This window comes from Curtobacterium pusillum (genome assembly GCF_007680845.1).
Lineage (GTDB): Bacteria > Actinomycetota > Actinomycetes > Actinomycetales > Microbacteriaceae > Curtobacterium > Curtobacterium pusillum_B.
This window is the reverse complement of sequence record NZ_VEIY01000002.1, coordinates 388,035-410,546: the sequence shown is the minus strand read 5'-3', so window position 1 is coordinate 410,546 and position 22,512 is coordinate 388,035. Positions and strand designations below refer to the sequence as shown.

Below are 22,512 nucleotides of genomic sequence, written 5' to 3'. Positions count from 1 at the left end.
CTCCGGGTTCTCCGGGTTCACCGTGCGGGCGCCCCCCGGAGTTCGAGGGCGATCTGCTCGGCGTCGAGGTTCTGCAGCATCGACTCGAGCACCTCGGCGTCGAACGACCCGTCGTCGCGGGCGTCGAGGACGGCCGTGCGCTGGGCGTCGAGCACAGCCAGCCGTCGGGCCTTCTCGCGCCCCATCCAAGCCCGGAGCTCGGCCGGGTCAGCGGCCTCCAGGTCCGCTCTCGTGCGGGGCGGCTCCTCGCCGGTCCCGGGAACCTGGTCGGCGGCGGTCCGCATCAACTGGAGGAGTCGCTGGCGCTCCTCGGTGTCCTTCGCCGCGGTGTCCGTGGCCGGTACCGCGATCCGGCGGAGCAGCGGACCGATCGTGCCGCCCTGGACCACGAGCGACAGCAGGGCGACCGCGAAGGCGATGAACACCAGGAGCGACCGCTGCGGTGTGTCCTGCTCCGTCAGGGTCTGCGCGGCCGCCACCGTCACGGCTCCGCGCATCCCGGCCCAGACCACCGCCGTGCCCTCGCGCCAGCCGAGCGGCGCCTTCGTGTAGTACGCGATGTCGGCCAGTGTGCGCCGGACCCGGGTGGCGAAGCGGTCGAGTTCCCGCTCGGACGGCGCACGGTTGCCGGGTCGGTGTTCCCGGATGACGTCGCTCATGGCGTCGCGGTCGCCGGCCTGCATCTCGGTGAACCGATCGCGCATGCGGCCGCCGCGCCTGGCGCTGGCCGAGAGGGCGAGCAAGAGCGGCACGACGTACGCCGCGCGGACGACGATCGTGAGCACGAGGGCGCCGACCGCGATGAGGAAGGCCGGCCCGATGCCGATGTGGTCGTCCCGCACGGCACCGAGGATGCTCTTGAGCTGGTACCCCATCGTGAGGAACACCGCGCCCTCGAGCACGAGCTCGATGGTCTGCCAGTTCTGCGCGTCCGACAGTCGGTGCCCCGGCGGGAGCTTCCGGGGCCCGACGATCCCGGTGAACAGCCCGGCCACCACTGCTGCGACGAGCCCGGAGCCGTGCGCCAGCTCGGTCGGGACCGCGGCTGCGAAAGGCACGGCGAACGACAGCGCGGTGTTCACGGCGGCGTTCGGCACCCGCGAGCGGACCCAGACGTTCAACCAGCCGACGAACCAGCCGATGACCACGGCGATCGCGACGGCCCTGGCGAAGTCGCCGAGCGCGCCCCAGAACGAGAACGACGCGGCGGCGGCGGCGATCGCGGTGCGGAGGAGGACGAGCGCGGTGGCGTCGTTGAGGAGCGATTCGCCGTCGAGGATCGAGATCGCCCGGCGGGACACCGAGGTCTCCTTCACGATCGAGGTGGCGACGGCGTCCGTCGGACTGACGATGGCGCCGAGCGCGATGCCCCACCAGAACCCGAGCCCGGGGATCACCCAGGCGAAGAACAGCCCGAGGACGAGGCTCGATGCGATCACGAGCAGGACCGACAGGCCGCTGATGGCACCGAACTCACGCCGGAAGTTCATCGACGGCATGGACACGGCCGACGAGTACAGCAGCGGTGGCAGGACCCCGGCGAGGATCCACTCCGGGTCGATCGAGGCGTCCGGGACGAACGGCAGCAGGCTCGCGACGATCCCGACCGTCACGAGCACGAGGGGTGCCGCGACGCCGATCCGCGGCCCGAGCACGGCGGCTCCGGCGATGGCGATCACGGCGATGACGCCGACGACGAGGAATTCGGTCACGCGCCCAGCGTGGCACCGATCGGGGCGTCAGTCCCCGTCCGGCACCGGACTGTGGACGGCGGAGGCGTCGACCGCCCGGTGTGGAGGAGCGGTGTGCGCGACGACCGCGACGCTCCCCACCGCGAGGACGAGTGCGAGCGTCCCCGCGGTCACGGCGGTCCCGATCCGCCGCAACCGCGAGGACGACCCGCGCTCCCGCGGCGCGAACCGGGCGATGCCCCGCCGGGGTGTGGGTCCGACGAGCCACGGCCCGGAGCCGTCGTCGTCGTACGAGAAGGGCCCGGAGCCGTCCGGTGCGTACCGGTAGGGGCCGCTGCCGTCCACGGCGTAGGCGGAACGGAGGTCCTCTGCGGACCACCCGAAGTCCTCCGGTGTCCGACGTGACGTCGTCATGATCGCGCTCCCTGGTCGTGTGTGCTGCGGAAGACCAGTGCACGCGACGTGTCTATGTGTCGACAGTGCGCCTCCAGGACGTCAGCCGAGCGTCTGCTCGATGTCAGCGGCACCATGTATCTTGATGTCGAGACATCCCGCTGCGCGAGTAGCGTGGACGTACCGACGGCATGAACAAGGGAGTACCCGCCAGCATGGCCAAGATCATCTACACCCTCACCGACGAGGCCCCGTTCCTCGCCACCCACTCCTTCCTCCCGGTCATCCAGGCGTTCGCCGGCACCGCCGGCGTCGACGTCGAGACCCGCGACATCTCGCTCTCCGGCCGGATCATCGCCCAGTTCCCGGAGCGGCTCACTGCCGAGCAGCGCCTGGACGACGCCCTCGCCGAGCTCGGCGACCTGGCGAAGACGCCCGAGGCGAACATCATCAAGCTGCCGAACATCTCGGCGTCGATCCCCCAGCTCAAGGCCGCGATCAAGGAACTCCAGTCGCAGGGCTACGACCTGCCGGACTACCCCGACGAGCCGAAGACCGACGACGAGCGCGACGCCCGCGCCCGCTACGACCGCACCAAGGGCAGCGCGGTCAACCCGGTCCTGCGCGAAGGCAACTCGGACCGCCGGGCACCGCTCTCGGTGAAGAACTACGCCCGCAAGCACCCGCACCGCATGGGCGCGTGGTCGTCCGACTCGAAGACGAACGTCGTCACGATGGGCAAGGACGACTTCCGCTCGAACGAGCAGTCCTGGATCGCCCCCGCGGACGACACCCTGACGATCGAGTTCGTCGGGGCCGACGGCGCGACCACCGTGCTCAAGCAGTCGATCCCGGTCCTCGAGGGCGAGATCATCGACGGCACCGTGCTCCACGTCCGCGCGCTCGAGGCGTTCCTGACGGACCAGATCGCCGCTGCCAAGGAGCAGGGCGTCCTGTTCTCGGTGCACCTCAAGGCCACGATGATGAAGGTCTCCGACCCGATCATCTTCGGGCACGTCATCCGCGCGTTCTTCCCGTCGGTGTTCGAGCGCTTCGGCGCCGACCTCGTCGCCGCGGGCCTCAACCCGAACGACGGCCTCGGCTCCGTCCTCGCCGGCCTCGACGCGCTGCCGAACGGCGCCGAGATCCGTGCCGCGTTCGAGCAGGGCATCGACGCCGGCCCCGAGCTGGCGATGGTCGACTCGGACAAGGGCATCACCAACCTGCACGTCCCGAGCGACGTCATCGTCGACGCGTCGATGCCCGCGATGATCCGCACCTCCGGCCACATGTGGGGTCCGGACGGCGACGAGCACGACACCCTCGCGGTCATCCCGGACTCGAGCTACGCCGGCATCTACCAGGTCGTCATCGAGGACTGCCGGGCCAACGGCGCGTTCGACCCGGCGACGATGGGCTCGGTGCCGAACGTCGGCCTGATGGCGCAGAAGGCCGAGGAGTACGGCTCCCACGACAAGACCTTCGAGGTCCCGGCGGACGGCCGCGTCCGTGTCGTCACGAGCGGCGGCGAGACCGTCATCGAGCACGAGGTCGAGGCCGGGGACATCTGGCGCGCCTGCCAGACGAAGGACGTCGCGATCCGCGACTGGGTGAAGCTCGCGGTCACCCGTGCCCGCGCCTCCGAGACGCCCGCCGTGTTCTGGCTCGACGAGACCCGTGCGCACGACGCGAACCTCATCGGGCTCGTCCGCACGTACCTCGGCGACCACGACACCGAGGGCCTGCAGATCGAGATCCTCTCCCCCGAGGACGCCATGCGCTTCTCGCTCGAGCGCATCCGCCGCGGCGAGGACACCATCGCCGTCACGGGCAACGTGCTCCGCGACTACCTCACCGACCTGTTCCCGATCATGGAGCTCGGCACCTCGGCGAAGATGCTGTCCGTCGTCCCGCTGCTCGGCGGTGGCGGCCTGTTCGAGACCGGCGCAGGCGGTTCGGCGCCGAAGCACGTGCAGCAGCTCGTCGAGCAGAACTACCTGCGCTGGGACAGCCTCGGTGAGTTCCTGGCGCTCGCGGTCAGCCTCGAGCACCTCGCGGGCGTGACCGGCAACGAGCGGGCGAAGGTCCTCGGCGAGACGCTGGACCGGGCGACCGGCACGTTCCTCGACGACAACCGTTCGCCTGGGCGCAAGATCGGCACGATCGACAACCGGGGCAGCCACTTCTACCTCGCGAAGTACTGGGCTGAGGAACTCGCCGCGCAGACGACCGACACCGAGCTGGCGGCGGCGTTCGCGGACGTCGCGCGGACGCTCGGCGAGCACGAGGACACCATCGTCGCCGAGCTGAACGGCGTCCAGGGGCACCCGGCCGACATCGGCGGGTACTACCGTCCGGACGACGCCAAGACGAGCGCCGTGATGCGTCCGTCGGCGACGCTGAACGGGGTGCTCGCGGCCCTGTAGTCGCGCCGGTGGCGGACGGGAGGCGCGGTACCGGCTGGCACCGCGCCTCCCGTCCGTCGTGTGGTTCCGGCTGCCCCGGGCGGGCAGAACACGCCGCTCACGTTCGCCGAGCGGGCAGAACCCGACGGCCGGCGGCGCCGAGCGGGCCGTTTTTCGCCCGCTCAGCGGCGGGCGGGCCGCGGGCGCGCCGCGGGCGCGCCCGCGCCCCGGCTGCGGGTAGCGTCGTGGACATGTCGACGCCGACCGAATCCCGTCCCCTGAACATCGTCGTCTGGAACGAGAACGTGCACGAGAGCCGCGGTGACGCGACGGTCATCGAGCACTACCCCGACGGCATGCACACCGTGATCGCCGGAGCGCTCCGCGCACACCACCCCGACGCCACCGTGAGCACGGCCACCCTCCAGGAACCGGAGCACGGCCTCACCGCCGAGCGCCTCGCCGCCACGGACGTCCTGTTCTGGTGGGGGCACGCCGCCCACGACGAGGTCGCCGACGAGGTCGTCGACCGCGTGGTCGACGCCGTGCACGCCGGGATGGGCCTCGTGGTCCTGCACTCCGGGCACTACTCCAAGCCGTTCAAGCGCCTGATGGGCACGACCTGCTCGCTGAAGTGGCGCAACGACGGCGAGCGCGAACTCGTCTGGACGGTGGCCCCCGAGCACCCGATCGCCGCCGGGGTCCCGCACCCGATCGTCATCGAGCGCCAGGAGATGTACGGCGAGTACTTCGACATCCCCCGCCCTGACGAGGAGGTCTTCCTGTCCACCTTCGCCGGCGGCGAGGTCTTCCGCTCCGGCGTCGCGTACCGGCGCGGGCTCGGCCGGGTCTTCTACTTCTCGCCGGGCGACCAGGAGTACCCCGTCTACCACCACCCGGACGTCCAGCGGGTCCTCTCGAACGCGGCGGCATGGGCGGCTCCCGTGTCCGGACGACGCGAGCTGACCGCCGACCAGCACCCTCGGGACTGGTTCCTGCGGCCCGGTGCGGGTAGACAGGACGGGTGACACAGCTCGACACCGCAGCACACCGGACCGCCGTCGTCGAGGCGCTCGGCGTCCTCGGCAGCGGGCCCGAGGAGCGCTTCGACCGCATCACCCGGATGACGCAGGAGGCCTTCGGGGTCCCGCTCACGTTCCTCAACCTCGTCCACGGCGGCGTCGTGACCGCCCAGTCGACCCAGGGCTGGCAGCAGGGCGGGAGCGCGCCGGCCGAACAGGTCTTCTGCTCGACCACCGTGATGTCCGACGAGCCGATGGTGGTCCCGGACGCCAGCCTCGACCCGCGGTTCGCGCACCTCGCAGCCGTGACGGAGCAGGGCGTCCGGTTCTACGCGGGCGCCCCGTTGTCGATGCTCGACGGCACCCGGGTGGGGACGCTCTGCATCATGGACGCGGCTCCGCGGACCCTGTCCGCGGAGGACCTCGACCTGCTCGGCGACCTCGCGCGCTGGGCGGAGCGCGAGCTCGGGCACTCGATCGAACAGGACCGCGTCCGACGGGTCGTCGACGGCCTGGTCCCCGCACCGGTGACGGTCCCCGGGCACACGCTCCAGGTCCTGACGCTGCCGCGCGACGACTCCGGCGACGTGGCGGACTGGCGGCTCGCCGCCGACGGGCAGCTCCACGTGACGGTCGGTTCCGTCCCCGCCGCGGGTCGCGCCTCGGCGCTCCTCGCCGCAGCGGTCCGCGCGGCGGTCATCGCACGGACGGACGTCCCGATGGAGGACGCGATGGTCGGCCTGGAGGCGCAGGTCGCCGCCGACCTGTCGGCTGCGGACACGGTCGGCTCGCTGTTCCACCTGCGGCTCGACCCCGCGTCGGGGCACGTCGCGTACGGGGACGCCGGGCACGGCCTCGCGGTGCTCGTGCGCGCGGACGGCACCACGGAGTCGCTGCGGTCGCAGGACCTCCCGATCGGGCTGCAGCCGGCGGCGATCCCACGGACCCCGGGCTTCCTCGACCTCGCGTCCGGTGACCGGATCGTGCTGTGCACCGACGGGGTGCTCGCGGGGGTCGGCGCGTTGGACGACCTGCTCGGGCTGACCCGGGCCTCGGCGGACGGCGCCGAGCTGGTCGAACGCGTCCGTGCGGTGGCGACCGGCGGGTCGCTGGTCGTGCTCACCCGCGACTGAGCGGACCGGTCAGCGCTGGGCGGGCTTCGACGTCAGCGAGACGACGAGCAGGGTCGCGAGCATCCCGAAGCCGGCGAGCTCGATCCCGAGGCCAGCGAGCTGCCAGTAGGCGCTGCCGACGACCTGCGGCTGCGTGATCGACTCCGGCCACCACGCGTCGATGAGCGGGAAGGACCCGGGGAACGGGTCGAGGCCGAACACCACGAGCCCGCCGAGCAGCAGCACCACCCCGAGGCCCGCCATCGCCCCGCGGGAGCGCCGGAGCATGCGGACGACGAGTGCGGCCGCGATGCCGGCGAGTCCGACGACGGCGATCGCGAACGCGAGCACGACGATCGTCTGCGGCGTGAGGGCGACCCAGTCGAGCACGGCGATCGGCAGCAGCAGCCACCGTCCCGTCCGGGCCCACCGTGCCGGGTTCCGCCATCCGTCCATGCCGGGAACCGTACGACAGCCTCCCGGGGAGAACCCCGGTACCGCCCGGATGCCGACCGGCAACCGGGTCGGTACGATTGCAGGATCATGGCGCAGGACGGTGGCACGCGGCAGCAGCGAGCGGTCGCCACACGGGCTGCGATCATCGACGCCGCGGCACACGAGTTCGACGAGCACGGCTACCTCGGCACCTCGATGGACGCGGTCGCCGAGCGCGCCGGGCTGACCAAGGGCGCGCTCTACTTCCACTTCTCGTCCAAGGCGGACCTCGCCGGCGCGGTCGTCGCCCGGCAGCACGAGGTGTCCCGGCAGTACGGCGAGGCGGCGTTCGCCCGTGGCCGGACCCCGCTCGAAGTGGTGATGTGGCTGTCGCAGGGCCTGGCGACGCAGATGGTGCACGAGGTCGTGGTCAGTGCCGGCATCCGGCTGTCCACCGACACCGCGGCCGCCGAGGTGGACCGGAAGGACCCGTACACCGACTGGATGCAGCTGGTGGCCGAGCTCATGGGGCAGGGCGTCGAGGCGGGAGAGGTCGACCCCGTGTGGGACCCGGCGCTCGTCGGGCGCGTGGTGATCCCCGCGTACACCGGCGTCCAGACGGTCTCGGACGTCCTCGCGGACCGCGCCGACCTGTACGAACGGCTGCGCGAGCTCTGGACGCTGCTCCTCGCCGCGATCGTCACCGAGCGGACCCGCCCGGAGATCCCGCGGCTCGTCGGGATCATCGCGCCCCTGCCGACCGAGGTCTGAGCCCGGGGCGCGGCAACCCGAGCGACGCGGGTCCCCCCACGGACACCCACGTCACCGATCCCCATGAGGATACCCAGCGGTCGGTTTCCGCACTCGCCCCCGTTCACGGGTACCCGGGCCCTCGGTAGCCTGTCGCGATGGACACCCCAGCCGCCGAGGTCGACGTCGACGTGCCGCTCGTCCGGGCACTCCTCCTCGACCAGCACCCGGACCTCGCGGACCTCCCGCTCGCCGTCGTGGCCAACGGCTGGGACAACGTGATCGTCCGACTCGGCGACTGCTTCGCGGTGCGGCTCCCCCGTCGCGCCGCGGCCGCGGTGCTCGTCGAGCACGAGCAGCGCTGGTTGCCGGAGATCGCCCGACGGGTCGCTCCGGTGGCGCCGGTCCCCTTGCCGGTCCGGACCGGCCGCCCGGCGCTCGGGTACCCCTGGGCGTGGAGCGTGGTCCGGTGGCTGCCGGGGTCCCCGGTCGGCGAGACACCCGCCGGGGTGTCCGTCGCCGGGGCGCTCGCGGCCTTCCTGGGACTCCTGCACGTGCCCGCTCCGGAGGACGCTCCCGCGAACCCGGTCCGTGCCGTGCCGCTCGCGACGCGGAGCGACGCCGTGCTGACGCGACTCGCGACGGAGGACGTGCCCCGGGCCGGTGAACTCGCCGCGCTCTGGCGGACCGCGGCGGCACTGCCCGCGCACACCGCGCCTCCCGTCTGGGTGCACGGCGACCTGCACCCGTTCAACGTGCTCGTCGAGTCGACCGTCGACGGGCCGGACCGCCTGTCGGCGGTCGTCGACTTCGGCGACGTCACGGCGGGGGACCCGGCCGTCGACCTCGCGGCCGCGTGGTTGCTGTTCGACCGGGAGGCGCGGCGCGTCTTCCGCGCGCACGTGACGGCCGACGACGACACCTGGCTCCGCGCGCGGGCCTGGGCCGTCTCGATCGCGTCCACCCTGTCGCTGTCCGGCGACCGCGCGTTCCGGGCCGCGGCGCGCAGGGCCATCGGAGAAGTGCTGGACGACTGAGTCCGGGCGGGGCTATCGTGACCGCACCAATCCGTGCACGTGAAGATCGGAGGGGCCGTCATGACCCTCGAGTTCCGCGTCCAGCACGACGTCGCCACCGACGCCTCTCCCGTCCCGTCCGCCCCGACCCGCACCGGCATCCGCGGGCTCCTCGACCGGATGAGCGCGCGTCGCAGCGCCGCGCACGCCCGGCGCCTCGACGCCCGGCTGCAGGAGCTCGGTGACCTCGAGCGCCTCCTCTCCGGTGCGCGCACCGTGATCGAGCGGGGGTGGATCCAGCACGCGTGGTTCGCCTACATCGACGAGCACGGCCGGATGCGGAAGGCCTCCAGTGCCGCGGCGATGGACGTGCAGGGTCGGCCCCTGGTGGCCGCGTGCCTCGTCGGGTCGGTCGTCTCCGCCGCCGGCGGCCCGCACGCCGTGCACTCCCAGCAGGTCCAGCACGCCCTGGACCTCGTGTGGCACGCCCTCGCCGTGGACGAGGGCCAGCCGGTCCTCTGGTGCCCCGCGCCGGACGTCCGGATGGGACGCGTCCGTGACCTCACGAGCTGGAACGACGCCCCGTCGCGGAACTCGGCCGAGGTCGCGGGGCTCCTGCTCACGGCCGAACGCGTCGCCGTGCACGAGGCGGAGCGCGTCCGCGAGCGAGCGGTGGCACGATCGAGGGCATGAGCGACGTCGCCCCGGTCCCCGAAGTCCACCCAGCACCGGCCAGGGGGTCGATCACCTCGAGCGGCAACGCGCTGCTGTCCGACGAGGGGTCGACGCCCGCGGCCGACGTGGCGCTGGACAAGCAGACGCTGCACCGGTACCTGCAGAAGCACCGTGCCGCGCTCCTCGCGAAGCTCGACGGGCTGGCGGAGCGACAGGCCCGGTGGCCGGTCACGCCCACCGGCACGAACGTGCTGGGGCTGGTGAAGCACGTCGCCACCGTGCAGGTCGGCTACTTCGGCGAGGTCTTCGGCCGTCCGCTGCCGGATCCGCCCGCCTGGCTCGAGTCCGAGGAAGGCGACGACATGTACGCGACGCTCGACGAGACCCTGGACGACGTCGTCGCGTTCCACCACCGCAGCGCTGCGCACGCCGACGCCACGATCGAGGCGCTCGACCTCGACGCCCGCGGGGTCGTCCCGTGGTGGCCGGAGGGGCACCAGGAGGTCACGCTGCACCGGATCCTCGTGCACATGGCCCACGAGACCGCTCGGCACGCCGGACACGCGGACATCGTGCGCGAGATGCTCGACGGGCTCGCCGGTGACGGGGATGGCAACCTCGCCGAGAAGTCGGCCGACGAGTGGGTGGAGTGGCGCGAGATGCTCGTGGACATCGCCGAGCGGTCCGGGCTCCGAGGCCTCGCGCGATAGCCGACGGTCGTCCGGCATCGTTACCGTTCTCCCAGGGGCGACCACGAACACCGGCGCTGACCGGGGGTTCCCGGCGTGCTGCGGTCCCGCGCGCCCGCGGTGAACGTCCGTTCTCGTCCTGGGGCACGGCGCAACCTGCGTAGGTTCGAAGCCGATTGTGCCCCGGTCCGTGGGCACTTCGGCCGACCGGGAAGGAGCGCCTCCACGTGTTCCAGTACATCGGGGAGCGGTGGGACCAGATCTGGTTCGCGTCGTGGCAGCACTTCTCACTGGTCGTCCAGTGCACCGTGCTCGCCGCGGTGATCGCCGTGGTCCTCGCCACACTCGTCTACCGCAGCCAGCGCCTCACCTCGGTCGCGAACGGGGTGTCCGCCATCGGCCTCACCCTGCCGTCCTTCGCCGTCATCGGCCTCCTCATCGTCCCGCTCGGGTTCGGCGTCGTGCCGTCGGTCGTCACGGTGGTCTTCTTCGCCACGCTGCCGATCCTCCGGAACGCCGTCGTCGGCCTCGCCGAGATCCCGCCCACCGTGGTCGAGTCGGCGCGGGGCATCGGCATGAGCCGGTTCCGGACCCTGCTGCAGGTCGAGCTGCCGATGGCGTGGCCGATCATCCTCAGCGGCGTGCGCGTCTCCGCCCAGATGGTGATGGGCATCGCCGCGATCGCCGCCTACGCGCTCGGCCCCGGTCTCGGCGGCTTCATCTTCTCCGGGCTCTCCCGCCTCGGCGGCGCCAACGCCCTCTTCTCCGTCACGGTCGGGGTGGTCGGGGTCATCCTGCTCGCCCTCGTCCTCGACCTGCTCCTCCTCGGCCTCGGCCGACTGACCATCTCGAGAGGTATCCGTGTCCAGCACTGACTCCGCCACCACCACCGCCCCCGACGGGCACGTCACCGGCCGCAGCATCCTGCTCGACGAGGTCACCAAGCGGTACCCCGGCCAGACGAAGCCCGCCGTCGACGGCATCACGCTCGAGATCCCGGCCGGCAAGATCGTCGTGCTCGTCGGCCCCTCCGGCTGCGGCAAGACGACGACCCTGAAGATGATCAACCGGCTCATCGAGCCCACCGAGGGGCGGATCGTGGTCGGGGACGACGACGTCACCGGCATCGACGCGGACGAGCTCCGACGCCGCATGGGCTACGTGATCCAGGCCGGCGGGCTCTTCCCGCACATGACGGTCGCCGCGAACATCGCGATCGTCCCGAAGATGCTCGGCTGGTCGAAGGACAAGATCGCAGCCCGGGTCGACGAGCTGCTCGACCTCGTCTCGCTCGACCCCGACACCTACCGGGACCGCTTCCCCCGCGAACTCTCCGGCGGCCAGCAGCAGCGCGTCGGCGTGGCCCGGGCGCTCGCCGCGGACCCGCCCGTCCTGCTCATGGACGAGCCGTTCGGTGCCGTCGACCCGATCACGCGACAGCGGCTGCAGGACGAGCTCCTCCGCATCCAGGAGGAACTGCACAAGACGATCGTCATCGTCAGCCACGACTTCGACGAGGCCGTGAAGCTCGGTGACTGGATCGTCATCTTCACCGAGGGCGCGCACATCGTGCAGTACGACACCCCGGAGCGGATCCTCGCCGAGCCGGCCAACGAGTTCGTCGAGAACTTCATCGGGTCAGGCGCGGGGCTGAAGCAGCTCACGCTGAACCGGGTGCGCGACGTCGAGGTGGTCTCCGCCGTCACCTGCTCGCCGGGTGAGGAGACGAAGGCCGTGCTGCAGCGGATGAACGAGGCCGGCGGACACCAGCACGCCGTCGTCGTCGACCACCGCCAGCGGCCGATCGGCTGGCCGAGCAAGCGGCAGCTCGAGCGGCTCACGCGCATCCCCGACGGCGTCGAACCGGACCTGCCCGTGGTGGGCGAGGCGGCGACGCTGAACGACGCCCTCGACACCATGCTCGTCTCGAGCGCCGGCGCTGCGCTCGTCACCGGGCGCCGGGACGCCTTCCGGGGCGTCATCACGGTCGAGACGGTGATGGAAGCGATCACGCGTTCCCGGGCCGCCGCGGCGAGCGACCAGGAGTACACCCCGGTCGGGACGAACACGAACCCGATCGAGACGCTGCCGTCCGCGCCGGTCGCACCAGCGCCGGCGGCCTCCGGGGAGGAGCTGTGAGCGCCGTCGCCGCGGGGCCGGCCACAGGCGACCGCACCTCGTGGAAGGGCCTCCTCGTCCAGCCGATCGCCATCCTCGTGGTCCTCGCGGGGTTCGCGGTCTGGCTCGCGACGGCGGACCTGACCCCGACCGAGCGCACGACGCTCAACCCCGCGGACATCCTCACGCTCACGGGCCAGCACCTCGTGCTCACGCTCGAGGCGACGGTCCTCGTGCTCGTCATCGGCATCCCGCTCGGCATCCTGCTCACCCGCGGCCCGCTCCGGCGAGCGAGCACGTACGTGCTCGCGGTCGCGAACTTCGGGCAGGCGGCACCGGCGGTCGGCCTCATCGTGCTGCTCGGGGCGTGGTTCGGCCTGAACTCGTGGTCGGCGGTCGTCGCCCTCGTGCTCTACGCGATCCTGCCGGTGCTCCGGAACACCATGATCGGTGTGCAGAGCGTCGACTCCCGACTGGTCGAGGCCGGGCGGGGCATGGGCATGAGCGCGTTCAGCGTGCTCGTGAAGGTCGAACTGCCGCTCGCCGTCCCCGTCATGCTGTCCGGCATCCGGACCGCCCTCGTGCTGCTCGTCGGCACGGCCACCCTCGCGACCTTCATCGGCGCGGGCGGGCTCGGGCTGCTCATCACCACCGGGGTGAACCTCTTCCTGCCGAAGGTGCTCGTGTCCGGAGCGCTCCTGGTGGCGCTCCTCGCCCTGTCCATCGACTGGATCGGCCGCGTGGTCGAGACGGTCGCACGACCGAAGGGACTCCGATGACACACGCCGACCCGCGCGACGCACGCCGCGCCTCCCGTCCGACCACCCGACGACGCATCCTGACCGCCGGAGCCGTCGCAGGGGCAGCCGCTGTCCTCCTGACCGGCTGCGGACTGCAACCCGCGACCTCCTTCGTCCCGGCCACCGGGCCCGGCTCCATCGGCAAGATCGACGACCTGCCGGACGGCGCGCACATCACCGTCACGTCGAAGAACTTCACCGAGCAGCTCGTGCTCGGCAAGATCGCGGTCCTCGCGGCGACGGCCGCAGGGTTCGACGTCACCGACGAGACCAACGTGCCGGGCAGCGTCCCCGCCCGCCAGCTCATGACCACGCACGACGCCGACATGACCTACGAGTACACCGGCACCGCGTGGCTCACCTACATGGGCCACGCCGAGGGCATCCCCGACAAGACCGAGCAGTGGGAAGCGGTGAAGAAGGAGGACGCCCGCAACGGCCTGACCTGGCTCGAGCCCGCGCCGATGAACAACACCTACGCGTTCGCGGTGCGCAACGAAGCGGTGGCGAAGCTCGGCAACGTCAAGACGCTCTCCGACGTCGCGAAGCTCCCTGCCGCCGAACGCACGTTCTGCGTGGAGTCCGAGTTCAACTCGCGGGCCGACGGGTTCAAGCCGATGCTGGAGAAGTACGGCCTCGAGCTCGGCGGTTCCGGGCCGAACGGCATCCCGAGCAGCAACGTCAGCATCCTCGACACCGGAACCGTCTACACGGCGACCGACAAGGGCAAGTGCAACTTCGGCGAGGTCTTCACGACCGACGGCCGCATCAAGTCGCTCGGCCTGACCGTGCTCGAGGACGACAAGGGCTTCTTCCCGGCGTACAACGTCGCGCCGGTGCTGAACTCGGCGACGCTGGAGGAGTACCCGCAGCTCGCCGACATCTACGACCGGATCTCGCCGAAGCTCACCGACTCGGTGCTGCAGGAGCTCAACCGGCAGGTCGACGTCGAGGGACGGGAGCCGGCCGACGTCGCCTTCGACTGGATGGTGCAGGAGGGCTTCATCACGAAGCCCTGACGGCTCACCCCTGGGCTGCGATCCGGGACGCGGTGTCGCGGATCGTCCCGACCACCCGGGCGCGGACCTCTTCCGGGTCCGACCCCTCGTGCCGAGCGGAGCTCCGCAGACCGGTCATGCACATCCCGAGCAGCATCTCGGCCGCCTGGGGCGTCGCGGCGTCCGGCCCCCAGGCGGGGTCGCGCTCGAGGATCGTGCGCACGGCACCGGTCATCGCCTCGGCCACGGTCGTCATCCGGGACACCTGCCGGCGCATGAGCTGGGGGAAGCGGACGATCACCTCCTTGCGGGCGAGACGCTCACGCTCGTCGCCGAAGGACGAACCGAACACGAGGAACGCGAGGTCCACGACCGCCTGCGCCGCCGGCTCCCCCGCCACCGTCTCGAGGTGCGCGTCGAGGGTCTCCGGCCGCAGGTCGAGTTCGGTGTGCCCGAGGACCGCGTCCTCCTTGCTCTCGAAGTAGTTGAAGAACGTCCGCGGGGACACCTCGGCCCGAGCGGCGATCTGCTCGATCGTGGTGTGGTCGATGTCCTGCTCGAGGGCCAGCGAGCGAGCGGCCTCGGCGATCCGGTGGCGGGTCTCGATGCGCTTGCGGTCGCGGAGACCCATCTCGGCGGCGGGCGCGGTGTCGTGCATGCGCCGACTGTAACCCGAACGTCACAGGCCTTACAGGAAATGCAAACTTGCAGTCGTGCAGTGGACAGTACGGTTGGCGCATGACCACTCCCGTGCTCGAGGCGCGTGACCTCGCGAGGACCTACGGCCGCGGCGCCACGCGGTTCGATGCGCTCAAGGGGGTGTCGCTGCGGGTCGACCAGGGCGAGAGCCTCGCCATCGTCGGCAAGTCCGGTTCCGGCAAGTCGACGCTCATGCACCTGCTCGCCCTGCTCGACAAGCCGTCGGCGGGGCAGATCCTGCTCGACGGCACCGACGCGGCGACCCTGAGCGCCCGGCAGGTGAACCGCACGCGGAACAGCACCTTCGGGTTCGTCTTCCAGCAGTTCTTCCTGACGCCGAAGACCTCGGTGCTCGACAACGTCGTGCTGCCGCTGAAGATCGCCGGCGTGACCGGGGCCGAGCGGAAGCGGCGGGGCATGGCGGCGCTCGACGCCCTCGGGCTCGCCGACAAGGCCAAGAACGACGCGAACGACCTGTCCGGCGGGCAGAAGCAGCGGGTCGTCATCGCACGGGCGCTCGTCGGCGAGCCGAGCGTGATCTTCGCCGACGAGCCGACCGGCAACCTCGACACCAACACCGGGCAGGTGGTCGAGGACATGCTCTTCGGCCTGCAGCGGGAGCGCGGCATCACCCTCGTGGTGGTCACCCACGACGAGGAACTCGCCGAGCGCTGCGACCGACGGGTCAACGTCCGCGACGGGCTCATCGTCGCCGGGGGCGGGGACGGCGGTGCCGTCGACGGCGTCGTCGATGGCCGGGCATCGCACGGAAGGCACTCCGCATGAACTTCCTCGACCTGCTCCGCACCGCGGTCGCGAACACCTTCCGGTCGAAGCTCCGCACGACGCTCACGGTCATCGCGATCTTCATCGGCGCGTTCACGATCACGCTGACCTCGGCCATCGGCACGGGCGTCGGCAACTACATCGACGCCCAGGTCGCCTCCATCGGCGACACCGGGTCGCTCACCATCACGAAGGCCGTCGAGAGCTCCACCGACACCGGCCCGGCGAAGTACGACCCCGACGAGTCGAGCCAGAGCGTCGACCGTGGGCCCGCCTCGTTCGCGTACCTGTCGCAGTCCGACATCGACTCGATCAAGGGCGTCTCGGGCATCGGCAGCGTCCGGCCCGCCGTCGCGCTCAGCACGAAGTGGGTCGAGTACGACGGCCAGGGCAAGTACGTCGTCGACATCGCCGCGAACGCCGGCGAGCTCGACGCCGACCTGGCCGCCGGCAAGCAGCTCGACGACGCGTCGTCCGCCGGCAACCAGGTGCTGCTCCCGACGAACTACCTGAAGAACCTCGGGCTCGGCACGGCCGCCAAGGCGGTGGGCAAGCAGCTCACGATCGCCGTCGACGACTACCAGGGCAAGGAGCACACCCTCACCGCCACCGTCGCCGGCGTGCAGAACGAGTCGCTGTTCGGCGGCGGAGCCGGCGCGAACGCCGCACTGACCGACGCTATGCAGGCGGCGCAGGAGACCGGGAAGCCGTCGTCGATCGCCACCTCGTACGCCAGCGCCACCGCCACGCTCGACAGCGGCGCGTCGGCCTCGTCGGTCAAGAGCGCGCTGTCGAAGGACGGCTACACCGGGCAGACGATCCAGGACCAGCTCGGGCAGTTCCAGACGGTCATCAACGGCATCGTCGGTGTGCTCAACGCGTTCGCGGTCATCGCCCTCGTCGCGGCCGGGTTCGGGATCATCAACACCCTGCTCATGAGCGTGCAGGAGCGGACCCGCGAGATCGGTCTGATGAAGGCGATGGGCATGAGCGGCGGGAAGGTCTACACGCTGTTCTCGCTCGAGGCCGTCTTCATCGGGTTCCTCGGCAGCGCGATCGGTGCCGGGGTGGCGATCCTGCTCGGCACGGGGATCTCGAACGTGCTCGCCGGCTCCGTGCTCAAGGACCTGCCGGGCCTGCAGATCCTGCAGTTCGCGCCGTCCTCGGTCATCACGATCATCCTCGTCGTGATGTTCATCGCCTTCCTCGCGGGCACGCTGCCCGCGCGACGGGCGGCACGGCAGAACCCCATCGAAGCGCTCCGGTACGAGTGAGCGGGCGGGACGCGGGGTCAGGAACCCTGCGTCGCGCCCGTCCACACGGCGAACGCTCCGCCCACCAGCAGCAGCACGAGCAACAGGATCCACACCGCCACGGCGACGAGGTTGAGCAGGATGCCCCAACCGGCGCGGCCACGGGCAGCCGGCTCCCGGCTGCGCGACGCGATCCCGAGGCAGAGCCCCACGATCGGCGCGACGAACGTCCAACCGGCGAGCAGCGAGCAGATCCCGAGGACCAGACTCGCCGTGCCGAGCCCGGTGCGGGGCGGTTCCCTGTACGTGACCATGCGCTCGACGCTACGTGCCGACGGCTGGTGGGTCGTCCCTCCAGAGCGTGATCCCGGTCCGCCTGCGGACGGACGGTCGCCGGTCGCCGGTATCGTCGTCGGCATGGCCCTGTTCGGACGACGCAGCAAGCACGACGTGCGCGACCGACCCGTCAGCCAGGTCGAGCTGAAGCGCGCCGTCGACGAGGGCTTCCTCATCGCGAAGGCCGCCGTCACCATCGCCGTGGCGAACCGGATCATCACCAACGCGCTCCGCGACCAGGGGTACTTCGACCACGCCCTCATCGCCGAGGCGACGCGCGAGGAACTCCACCGCATGGCCGAGGAACAGCGCGGCGACGCCGAGCGCATGCGCGAGATCCGCTCGACGTCGAGCAAGCAGAAGGGCCGCTCGCGGCACCAGCACGACTACAAGCGCGGGGACGACCTCAAGCTCCGCACCCGCCAGGCCACGTACGAGCGGCTCGCCGAGATGCTCGACGCGCGCCGGTCCGACCAGGGGTTCGTCGACGGGATCGTGCTCCAGGCCCGTGCCCGCGCGTGGGACGACATCGGCACGACGGTCGTCGGCCGTCTCGGGTGGGCCCAGCGGCCGGCTGACGACTACGAGATCGGACGCGACGACCGGCTGCAGCAGATGCTCGACGAGGACTTCGCGACGCTGCTCGCCGAGCACCCGGTGGGGTCGACCGCGCCGGACGCGGACGAGCCGGACGAAGCGGATGCGGGGGACGACGGGACGGACCCGGCGGACCCGGACGCGGCGCGCGACTGACCCGGCGCGCCGGGCGTCCGTCATCTGACCGAGACCACGCGCAGCGCCGAGTCCCTAGGCTCGGGGCATGGTGGATGCGGTGGTCGTGGGAGCCGGGCCGAACGGGCTCGCGGCGGCGGTGACCCTCGCGCGCGCCGGCCTCTCGGTCGAGGTCGTCGAACGCGGCGACACGATCGGCGGCGGCGCCCGCACCTCGGAGCTCACCCTCCCCGGCTTCCTGCACGACGTCTGCTCCGCCGTGCACCCGATGGCGTTGCAGTCCGAGTTCTTCCGACGCTTCCGGCTCGAGGACCGCATCGAGCTCCGACTCCCCGAGGTGCAGTACGGCCACCCGCTGGACGGCGGCCGCGCCGGCATCGCGTACCAGGACCTCGCGAGGACCGCCGAGTCGCTCGGCGTCGACGGCCCCGCGTTCCGACGGCTGATGGAGCCGCTCTCCGCCAATGCCGACCAGGTCGCCGACTTCGCCACCGACGCCCTGCTGCACGTCCCGCGGCACCCGCTGACCGTGCTCCGCTTCGGCCTCCGTGCGCTCGAGCAGGGCACGGGCGCCTGGAACGTCCGCTTCCGCGACGAGGTCGCGCCGGCGATGGTCTCCGGCGTCGCGGCGCACTCGATCCAGCACCTGCCTTCCCTGGCCACCGCGGCGGCGGCGCTGTCCCTCGGCTCGTACGCGCACGCGCGGGGCTGGCCGGTCCCGATCGGCGGGAGCCAGGCGATCGTGGACACGCTCGCCGCCGACCTCGTCGCGCACGGCGGCCGGATCGAGACCGGTCGGGAGATCAGGTCCCTCGGCGACCTCACCCCCGCCAAGGCGGTGCTGTTCGACACGAGCGTGCCCGGGATGCTGCGCATCGCCGGGAAGCAGATCCCCGCGCCGCGACGCGGTGCCCTCCGTCGGTTCCGGTTCGGCAACGCGGCGTCGAAGGTCGACTTCGCGCTGTCCGACCCGGTGCCGTGGACCAACGAGGCGCTCCGGAAGGCCGGCACCGTGCACATCGGCGGGACGCGGGCGGAGATCGCCGAGGCCGAGGGGGCCGTCGCCCGCGGGCAGCACGCCGAGCGGCCGTACGTCCTGGGGTCGGAGCCCACAGTGGTGGACCCGGGACGCGCACCAGCGGGCAAGCACGTCTTCTGGGCGTACGCCCACGTGCCGGCGGGGTCGGACGTCGACCAGACCGAGGCGATCACGCGGCAGATCGAGCGGTTCGCGCCCGGGTTCCGCGACACGATCCTGCACGCGAGCAGCCGTACCGCGGTCGACCTCGGCGAGTACAACCCGAACTACGTCGGCGGCGACATCGCGGCTGGGGGTGCCAGCTTCTGGCAGCTCGTCAAGCGCCCGGTGCTGTCGTCCGACCCGTGGCGGATGGGCGGTGGCATGTACCTGTGCTCGGAGGCGTCCGCCCCCGGACCGGGCGTGCACGGCATGGCCGGCTGGCACGCCGCGCGGAGTGCGCTCCGCCACACGTTCGGGCTGCCCGAGCACGTCGAACTCGCACCGGAGGACTGATCATGGCGAAGAACGTCCGCATCCTGCACTGCCGACCCGAGGACGTCTTCGACGTGCTCGCCGACGGCTGGCTCTACACGACGTGGGTCGTCGGGGCGTCCCGCATGCGGAAGGAAGAGGCCGGCTGGCCACAGGTCGGCACGCACCTGCACCACTCGTTCGGGTCCTGGCCGTTCGTGATCAACGACGTGACGACCTCGCTCGAGTGGGACCCGCCGCGTCGCATGGTGATCCAGCCGAAGGGCTGGCCGATCGGCGAGGCACGGGTCTCGCTGACGGTCGAGCCGCACGCGCGGGGCTGCAAGGTCACGATCGTGGAGAACGCCGTGGAGGGCCCGGGCTCGCACGTGCCGAACGTGATCATCCAACCGATGATCTGGATCCGGAACCGCGAGACGCTGCGTCGTCTCGGCTGGGTCGCTGCAGGTCGCGCCGCCAACGGCTGACACTGCGCGGGACTGGAGGCGCGGTGCGGGCCCGCACCGCGCCTCCTGTCCCGTGCCGGGCCGCGTCACTCGCTGCGGCTGAACTCGCTCGCTCGGCGCACCTGGTCGTCGGTCAGCGCGACGCCCGTGTACCGCTCGAACTGACGAGCGGCCTGCAGCGCGATCACCTCGGCACCCGTGACGACCTGCTTGCCGGCCGCGCGGCCGGCACGGACGAGCGGTGTCTCGGAGGGGAACGCGACCACGTCGAACACGGTCTGCGCGGCCGCGATCCGGTCCTGGTCGAAGGCGGGCGCGTCCTCCTGGTCGCCGCGCATGCCGAGCGGGGTGACGTTGACGACGACGTCGGTCGCCGGCGCTTCGTGCTCCTCGGCCACCCACTCGTAGCCGTACTGGGCGGCGAGTGCCGGGCCGGTCTGCTCGTTGCGGGCGACCACGGTGAGCCGTTCGAACCCGGCGCCACGGAACGCGGCGGTGACGGCCTTCGCCATGCCGCCGGAACCGCGGAGGAGGACGCTGCCGGACGGGTCGACGGCGTGCGAGGCGAGCAGCGCGGCGACGGCTTCGTAGTCGGTGTTCGACGCCGTGAGGACGCCGCCGTCGTTCACGACGGTGTTGATCGACTCGATGGCCGCGGCGGAGTCCTCGACCACGTCGACGAGCGGGATGATCGCCTCCTTGAACGGCATGGACACCGAGCAGCCGCGGATGTCGAGCGCCCGGATGCCGGTGACCGCGCCGGCGAGGTCGTTCGTCGTGAACGCCTTGTAGACGAAGTTCAGCCCGAGCTCGTCGTACAGGAAGTTGTGGAACCGGGTACCGATGTTGCTCGGCCGGGCGGCGAGGGAGATGCAGACCTGCATGTCCTTGTTGAGGATGGGCATGCGGACAGTCTCGCAGCTCCGTGCCGATGGAGCGGTCCACGCGACGACGTTGTGGAGCGTGGTGGGGTTGTCCCCACCTCGGATCCGGGTGTCCCCCGGATGCGATCCGGCGTCGAAGATCCGTAGCGTCGTCCCCATGAACGCACTCATCCGTCCTCGCTCCGGCCGCCTCCTCGCGGGGGTCTGTGCCGGCATCGCCGACCGCTTCGGCTGGTCGCGCACCGTCGTCCGCATCGCCTGGGTGGTCCTGAGCCTCTTCCCGGGGCCGCTGTGGATCGCCTACGTCGTCCTCTGGATCCTCATGCCGAACGAGGGTTCGCGGCGCTGATCCCCCACCCGTCCGGACGGGTTAGTGTGGCGGGGTGCCGGTCTCCGTCTTCGATCTGTTCAGCATCGGGATCGGGCCCTCGAGTTCCCACACCGTCGGCCCGATGCGAGCCGGCTCCGCCTTCGCCTCGCTCGTAGCCGGTGCACCGGTCGCGACCGTGGACGTCCACCTGTACGGCTCGCTCGCCTCGACCGGGCACGGTCACGGCACGCTCGGCGCGGTCGTCGCCGGCCTGATGGGGTCCGACCCCGAGACGGTCGACCCCGATGCCCTGGCACGTGACCTCGACGCCCTCGAGGACTCCGGCTCGCTCCGGCTGGCGAGCGGCGCGGCGGTGCCGTTCCGCCCCGCCGACATCGTGCTCCACCCGCTGACCATGCTCCCCCGCCACCCGAACGCGATGCGGCTCCGTGCCCTCGACGCGTCGGGCCGCACGCTCGCCGAGGAGACGTACTACTCGATCGGCGGCGGCTTCATCACCACCGACTCGGACGGCGGCGTCGCCGAATCGGCGATCCCGGTGGACGACACGGTGCCGCACCCGTTCTCCAGCGGCGCCGAGCTCCTCGCCGCCTGCACGGCCCACGGGCTGCGCGTGAGCGAGGTCGCACTCGCGAACGAGACCGCCACCCGCAGCGCCGAGGCCGTCCGGTCCGGCCTCCTCCGCATCCACGGCGTGATGGAGTCCTGCGTCGCGCGGAGCGTCCAGCGCTCCGGGGTCCTGCCCGGCGGGCTCACCGTCCGCCGCCGCGCCGCGAACTGGTTCGAGCAGCTCACCCGCGACGACCCCGACCACGACCCGCTCTTCGCGATGGAGTGGGTGAACCTCGTCGCCATGGCCGTGAACGAGGAGAACGCCACCGGAGGTCGGGTCGTCACGGCGCCGACGAACGGTGCAGCGGGCATCATCCCGGCGGTGCTGCACTACGCGCTCACCTACGTCCCGGACGTGACCGCGGCGGAACGGGACGACGCCGTGGTCCGGTTCCTGCTGACCGCCGGCGCCATCGGCTCGATCTACAAGGAGCGCGCGTCGATCTCCGGGGCCGAGGTCGGGTGCCAGGGCGAGGTGGGGTCGGCGGCGTCGATGGCGGCGGCCGGGCTCGCCGAGGTCCTCGGGGGGACGCCCGAGCAGGTCGAGAACGCCGCCGAGATCGCGATGGAGCACAACCTCGGGCTGACGTGCGACCCGATCGGCGGGCTCGTGCAGATCCCCTGCATCGAGCGGAACGCGATCGCGGCCAACAAGGCGATCAACGCGGCACGGATGGCGCTGCGCGGGGACGGCGTGCACCACGTCTCGCTCGACCAGGTGGTCGAGACGATGCGTCAGACGGGCGCGGACATGTCGACGAAGTACAAGGAGACCGCGATGGGCGGCCTCGCGGTGAACGTCCCGCTCTGCTGACC

The 22,512-nt window shown here is 71.6% G+C and carries 24 protein-coding genes; 18 read left to right on the top strand and 6 right to left on the bottom strand.

The window, feature by feature from the left end:
- Nucleotides 1-17: 17 nt before the first annotated feature.
- Nucleotides 18-1,712 carry a cation:proton antiporter gene (locus FS825_RS06355; protein WP_144711619.1) on the bottom strand — a complete coding sequence of 565 codons (1,695 nt, stop codon included), beginning with the start codon at nt 1,710-1,712 and terminating at the stop codon, nt 18-20.
- Nucleotides 1,713-1,739: 27 nt separating this feature from the next.
- Nucleotides 1,740-2,105, bottom strand: a complete 366-nt coding sequence (locus FS825_RS06350; protein WP_144711618.1) for a hypothetical protein — start codon at nt 2,103-2,105, stop codon at nt 1,740-1,742.
- A gap of 194 nt (nt 2,106-2,299) precedes the next feature.
- On the opposite strand from FS825_RS06350, the gene FS825_RS06345 reads away from it, so the two are divergent.
- From FS825_RS06345 to FS825_RS06335, 3 genes are all read left to right on the top strand, one after another.
- Nucleotides 2,300-4,510 carry an NADP-dependent isocitrate dehydrogenase gene (locus FS825_RS06345; RefSeq protein ID WP_144711617.1) on the top strand — a complete coding sequence of 737 codons (2,211 nt, stop codon included), beginning with the start codon at nt 2,300-2,302 and terminating at the stop codon, nt 4,508-4,510.
- Nucleotides 4,511-4,740: 230 nt separating this feature from the next.
- Complete coding sequence (locus tag FS825_RS06340; protein ID WP_186377099.1) at nt 4,741-5,517, top strand: ThuA domain-containing protein; 777 nt, start codon at nt 4,741-4,743, stop codon at nt 5,515-5,517.
- Nucleotides 5,514-6,644, top strand: coding sequence for a PP2C family protein-serine/threonine phosphatase (locus tag FS825_RS06335; protein ID WP_144711616.1), 1,131 nt, complete (start codon nt 5,514-5,516; stop codon nt 6,642-6,644). Before FS825_RS06340 ends, FS825_RS06335 begins: the two co-directional genes overlap by 4 nt.
- Nucleotides 6,645-6,653: 9 nt before the next feature.
- Here FS825_RS06335 and FS825_RS06330 read toward each other — a convergent pair whose 3' ends face one another.
- Complete coding sequence (locus FS825_RS06330) at nt 6,654-7,079, bottom strand: hypothetical protein (protein ID WP_144711615.1); 426 nt, start codon at nt 7,077-7,079, stop codon at nt 6,654-6,656.
- An 87-nt stretch (nt 7,080-7,166) separates the two neighbouring features.
- Here FS825_RS06330 and FS825_RS06325 point away from each other — a divergent pair, with 87 nt between their 5' ends.
- From FS825_RS06325 to FS825_RS06290, 8 genes are all read left to right on the top strand, one after another.
- Nucleotides 7,167-7,829 (top strand): ScbR family autoregulator-binding transcription factor, encoded by a 663-nt coding sequence (locus FS825_RS06325; protein WP_144711614.1) that lies wholly within the window; start codon nt 7,167-7,169, stop codon nt 7,827-7,829.
- Between the two features lie 137 nt (nt 7,830-7,966).
- Complete coding sequence (locus tag FS825_RS06320; protein WP_144711613.1) at nt 7,967-8,845, top strand: aminoglycoside phosphotransferase family protein; 879 nt, start codon at nt 7,967-7,969, stop codon at nt 8,843-8,845.
- Between the two features lie 60 nt (nt 8,846-8,905).
- Nucleotides 8,906-9,517, top strand: coding sequence for a DUF6197 family protein (locus FS825_RS06315; protein ID WP_144711612.1), 612 nt, complete (start codon nt 8,906-8,908; stop codon nt 9,515-9,517).
- On the top strand, nt 9,514-10,209 hold the full coding sequence (locus tag FS825_RS06310) for a DinB family protein (protein ID WP_144711611.1): 696 nt from the start codon (nt 9,514-9,516) through the stop codon (nt 10,207-10,209). Before FS825_RS06315 ends, FS825_RS06310 begins: the two co-directional genes overlap by 4 nt.
- Nucleotides 10,210-10,415: 206 nt before the next feature.
- Nucleotides 10,416-11,063 carry an ABC transporter permease gene (locus tag FS825_RS06305; RefSeq protein ID WP_144711610.1) on the top strand — a complete coding sequence of 216 codons (648 nt, stop codon included), beginning with the start codon at nt 10,416-10,418 and terminating at the stop codon, nt 11,061-11,063.
- On the top strand, nt 11,050-12,327 hold the full coding sequence (locus FS825_RS06300; RefSeq protein WP_144711609.1) for an ABC transporter ATP-binding protein: 1,278 nt from the start codon (nt 11,050-11,052) through the stop codon (nt 12,325-12,327). Before FS825_RS06305 ends, FS825_RS06300 begins: the two co-directional genes overlap by 14 nt.
- Nucleotides 12,324-13,085 (top strand): ABC transporter permease, encoded by a 762-nt coding sequence (locus tag FS825_RS06295; protein WP_144711608.1) that lies wholly within the window; start codon nt 12,324-12,326, stop codon nt 13,083-13,085. Before FS825_RS06300 ends, FS825_RS06295 begins: the two co-directional genes overlap by 4 nt.
- Entirely contained in the window at nt 13,082-14,125 is a 1,044-nt protein-coding gene (locus FS825_RS06290; protein ID WP_144711607.1) for a glycine betaine ABC transporter substrate-binding protein, read from the top strand. The genes FS825_RS06295 and FS825_RS06290 overlap by 4 nt, the downstream gene beginning before the upstream one ends.
- A gap of 4 nt (nt 14,126-14,129) precedes the next feature.
- Here the strand turns inward: FS825_RS06290 and FS825_RS06285 are convergent, their stop codons facing one another.
- A complete protein-coding gene (locus tag FS825_RS06285) occupies nt 14,130-14,762 on the bottom strand; it encodes a TetR/AcrR family transcriptional regulator (protein WP_144711606.1) in 633 nt (210 codons plus the stop codon).
- 80 nt (nt 14,763-14,842) lie between these two features.
- Between FS825_RS06285 and FS825_RS06280 the strand changes: the two genes are divergently transcribed.
- Nucleotides 14,843-15,589, top strand: coding sequence for an ABC transporter ATP-binding protein (locus FS825_RS06280; protein WP_144711605.1), 747 nt, complete (start codon nt 14,843-14,845; stop codon nt 15,587-15,589).
- Nucleotides 15,586-16,863, top strand: a complete 1,278-nt coding sequence (locus FS825_RS06275) for an ABC transporter permease (protein ID WP_144711604.1) — start codon at nt 15,586-15,588, stop codon at nt 16,861-16,863. Before FS825_RS06280 ends, FS825_RS06275 begins: the two co-directional genes overlap by 4 nt.
- Before the next feature lie 17 nt (nt 16,864-16,880).
- Here the strand turns inward: FS825_RS06275 and FS825_RS06270 are convergent, their stop codons facing one another.
- Complete coding sequence (locus FS825_RS06270) at nt 16,881-17,156, bottom strand: hypothetical protein (RefSeq protein ID WP_144711603.1); 276 nt, start codon at nt 17,154-17,156, stop codon at nt 16,881-16,883.
- Nucleotides 17,157-17,259: 103 nt separating this feature from the next.
- On the opposite strand from FS825_RS06270, the gene FS825_RS06265 reads away from it, so the two are divergent.
- From FS825_RS06265 to FS825_RS06255, 3 genes are all read left to right on the top strand, one after another.
- Nucleotides 17,260-17,931 carry a hypothetical protein gene (locus FS825_RS06265; protein WP_144711602.1) on the top strand — a complete coding sequence of 224 codons (672 nt, stop codon included), beginning with the start codon at nt 17,260-17,262 and terminating at the stop codon, nt 17,929-17,931.
- A gap of 67 nt (nt 17,932-17,998) precedes the next feature.
- Nucleotides 17,999-19,444: a phytoene desaturase family protein gene (locus FS825_RS06260; RefSeq protein ID WP_144711601.1), complete on the top strand. Its 1,446-nt coding sequence runs from the start codon at nt 17,999-18,001 to the stop codon at nt 19,442-19,444.
- 2 nt (nt 19,445-19,446) lie between these two features.
- Nucleotides 19,447-19,890 (top strand): SRPBCC family protein, encoded by a 444-nt coding sequence (locus tag FS825_RS06255; RefSeq protein ID WP_144711600.1) that lies wholly within the window; start codon nt 19,447-19,449, stop codon nt 19,888-19,890.
- Nucleotides 19,891-19,955: 65 nt separating this feature from the next.
- Here the strand turns inward: FS825_RS06255 and FS825_RS06250 are convergent, their stop codons facing one another.
- Nucleotides 19,956-20,774: a shikimate 5-dehydrogenase gene (locus FS825_RS06250; RefSeq protein ID WP_144711599.1), complete on the bottom strand. Its 819-nt coding sequence runs from the start codon at nt 20,772-20,774 to the stop codon at nt 19,956-19,958.
- Nucleotides 20,775-20,910: 136 nt separating this feature from the next.
- On the opposite strand from FS825_RS06250, the gene FS825_RS06245 reads away from it, so the two are divergent.
- The gene (locus tag FS825_RS06245) at nt 20,911-21,102 is read left to right on the top strand and encodes a PspC domain-containing protein (protein WP_144711598.1); all 192 of its coding nucleotides are present in this window, start codon (nt 20,911-20,913) and stop codon (nt 21,100-21,102) included.
- Between the two features lie 34 nt (nt 21,103-21,136).
- Entirely contained in the window at nt 21,137-22,510 is a 1,374-nt protein-coding gene (locus FS825_RS06240) for an L-serine ammonia-lyase (protein ID WP_144711597.1), read from the top strand.
- The last annotated feature ends 2 nt before the right edge of the window (nt 22,511-22,512 follow it).

Bases quoted from the DNA above. Each gene is read 5' to 3' on its own strand.
- FS825_RS06350 (WP_144711618.1), bottom strand. From the start codon at position 2,105: ATGACGACGTCACGTCGGACACCGGAGGACTTCGGGTGGTCCGCAGAG.
- FS825_RS06345 (WP_144711617.1), top strand. From the start codon at position 2,300: ATGGCCAAGATCATCTACACCCTCACCGACGAGGCCCCGTTCCTCGCC.
- FS825_RS06340 (WP_186377099.1), top strand. From the start codon at position 4,741: ATGTCGACGCCGACCGAATCCCGTCCCCTGAACATCGTCGTCTGGAAC.
- FS825_RS06330 (WP_144711615.1), bottom strand. From the start codon at position 7,079: ATGGACGGATGGCGGAACCCGGCACGGTGGGCCCGGACGGGACGGTGG.
- FS825_RS06325 (WP_144711614.1), top strand. From the start codon at position 7,167: ATGGCGCAGGACGGTGGCACGCGGCAGCAGCGAGCGGTCGCCACACGG.
- FS825_RS06320 (WP_144711613.1), top strand. From the start codon at position 7,967: ATGGACACCCCAGCCGCCGAGGTCGACGTCGACGTGCCGCTCGTCCGG.
- FS825_RS06315 (WP_144711612.1), top strand. From the start codon at position 8,906: ATGACCCTCGAGTTCCGCGTCCAGCACGACGTCGCCACCGACGCCTCT.
- FS825_RS06310 (WP_144711611.1), top strand. From the start codon at position 9,514: ATGAGCGACGTCGCCCCGGTCCCCGAAGTCCACCCAGCACCGGCCAGG.
- FS825_RS06290 (WP_144711607.1), top strand. From the start codon at position 13,082: ATGACACACGCCGACCCGCGCGACGCACGCCGCGCCTCCCGTCCGACC.
- FS825_RS06285 (WP_144711606.1), bottom strand. From the start codon at position 14,762: ATGCACGACACCGCGCCCGCCGCCGAGATGGGTCTCCGCGACCGCAAG.
- FS825_RS06280 (WP_144711605.1), top strand. From the start codon at position 14,843: ATGACCACTCCCGTGCTCGAGGCGCGTGACCTCGCGAGGACCTACGGC.
- FS825_RS06275 (WP_144711604.1), top strand. From the start codon at position 15,586: ATGAACTTCCTCGACCTGCTCCGCACCGCGGTCGCGAACACCTTCCGG.
- FS825_RS06270 (WP_144711603.1), bottom strand. From the start codon at position 17,156: ATGGTCACGTACAGGGAACCGCCCCGCACCGGGCTCGGCACGGCGAGT.
- FS825_RS06265 (WP_144711602.1), top strand. From the start codon at position 17,260: ATGGCCCTGTTCGGACGACGCAGCAAGCACGACGTGCGCGACCGACCC.
- FS825_RS06260 (WP_144711601.1), top strand. From the start codon at position 17,999: ATGGTGGATGCGGTGGTCGTGGGAGCCGGGCCGAACGGGCTCGCGGCG.
- FS825_RS06255 (WP_144711600.1), top strand. From the start codon at position 19,447: ATGGCGAAGAACGTCCGCATCCTGCACTGCCGACCCGAGGACGTCTTC.
- FS825_RS06250 (WP_144711599.1), bottom strand. From the start codon at position 20,774: ATGCCCATCCTCAACAAGGACATGCAGGTCTGCATCTCCCTCGCCGCC.
- FS825_RS06245 (WP_144711598.1), top strand. From the start codon at position 20,911: ATGAACGCACTCATCCGTCCTCGCTCCGGCCGCCTCCTCGCGGGGGTC.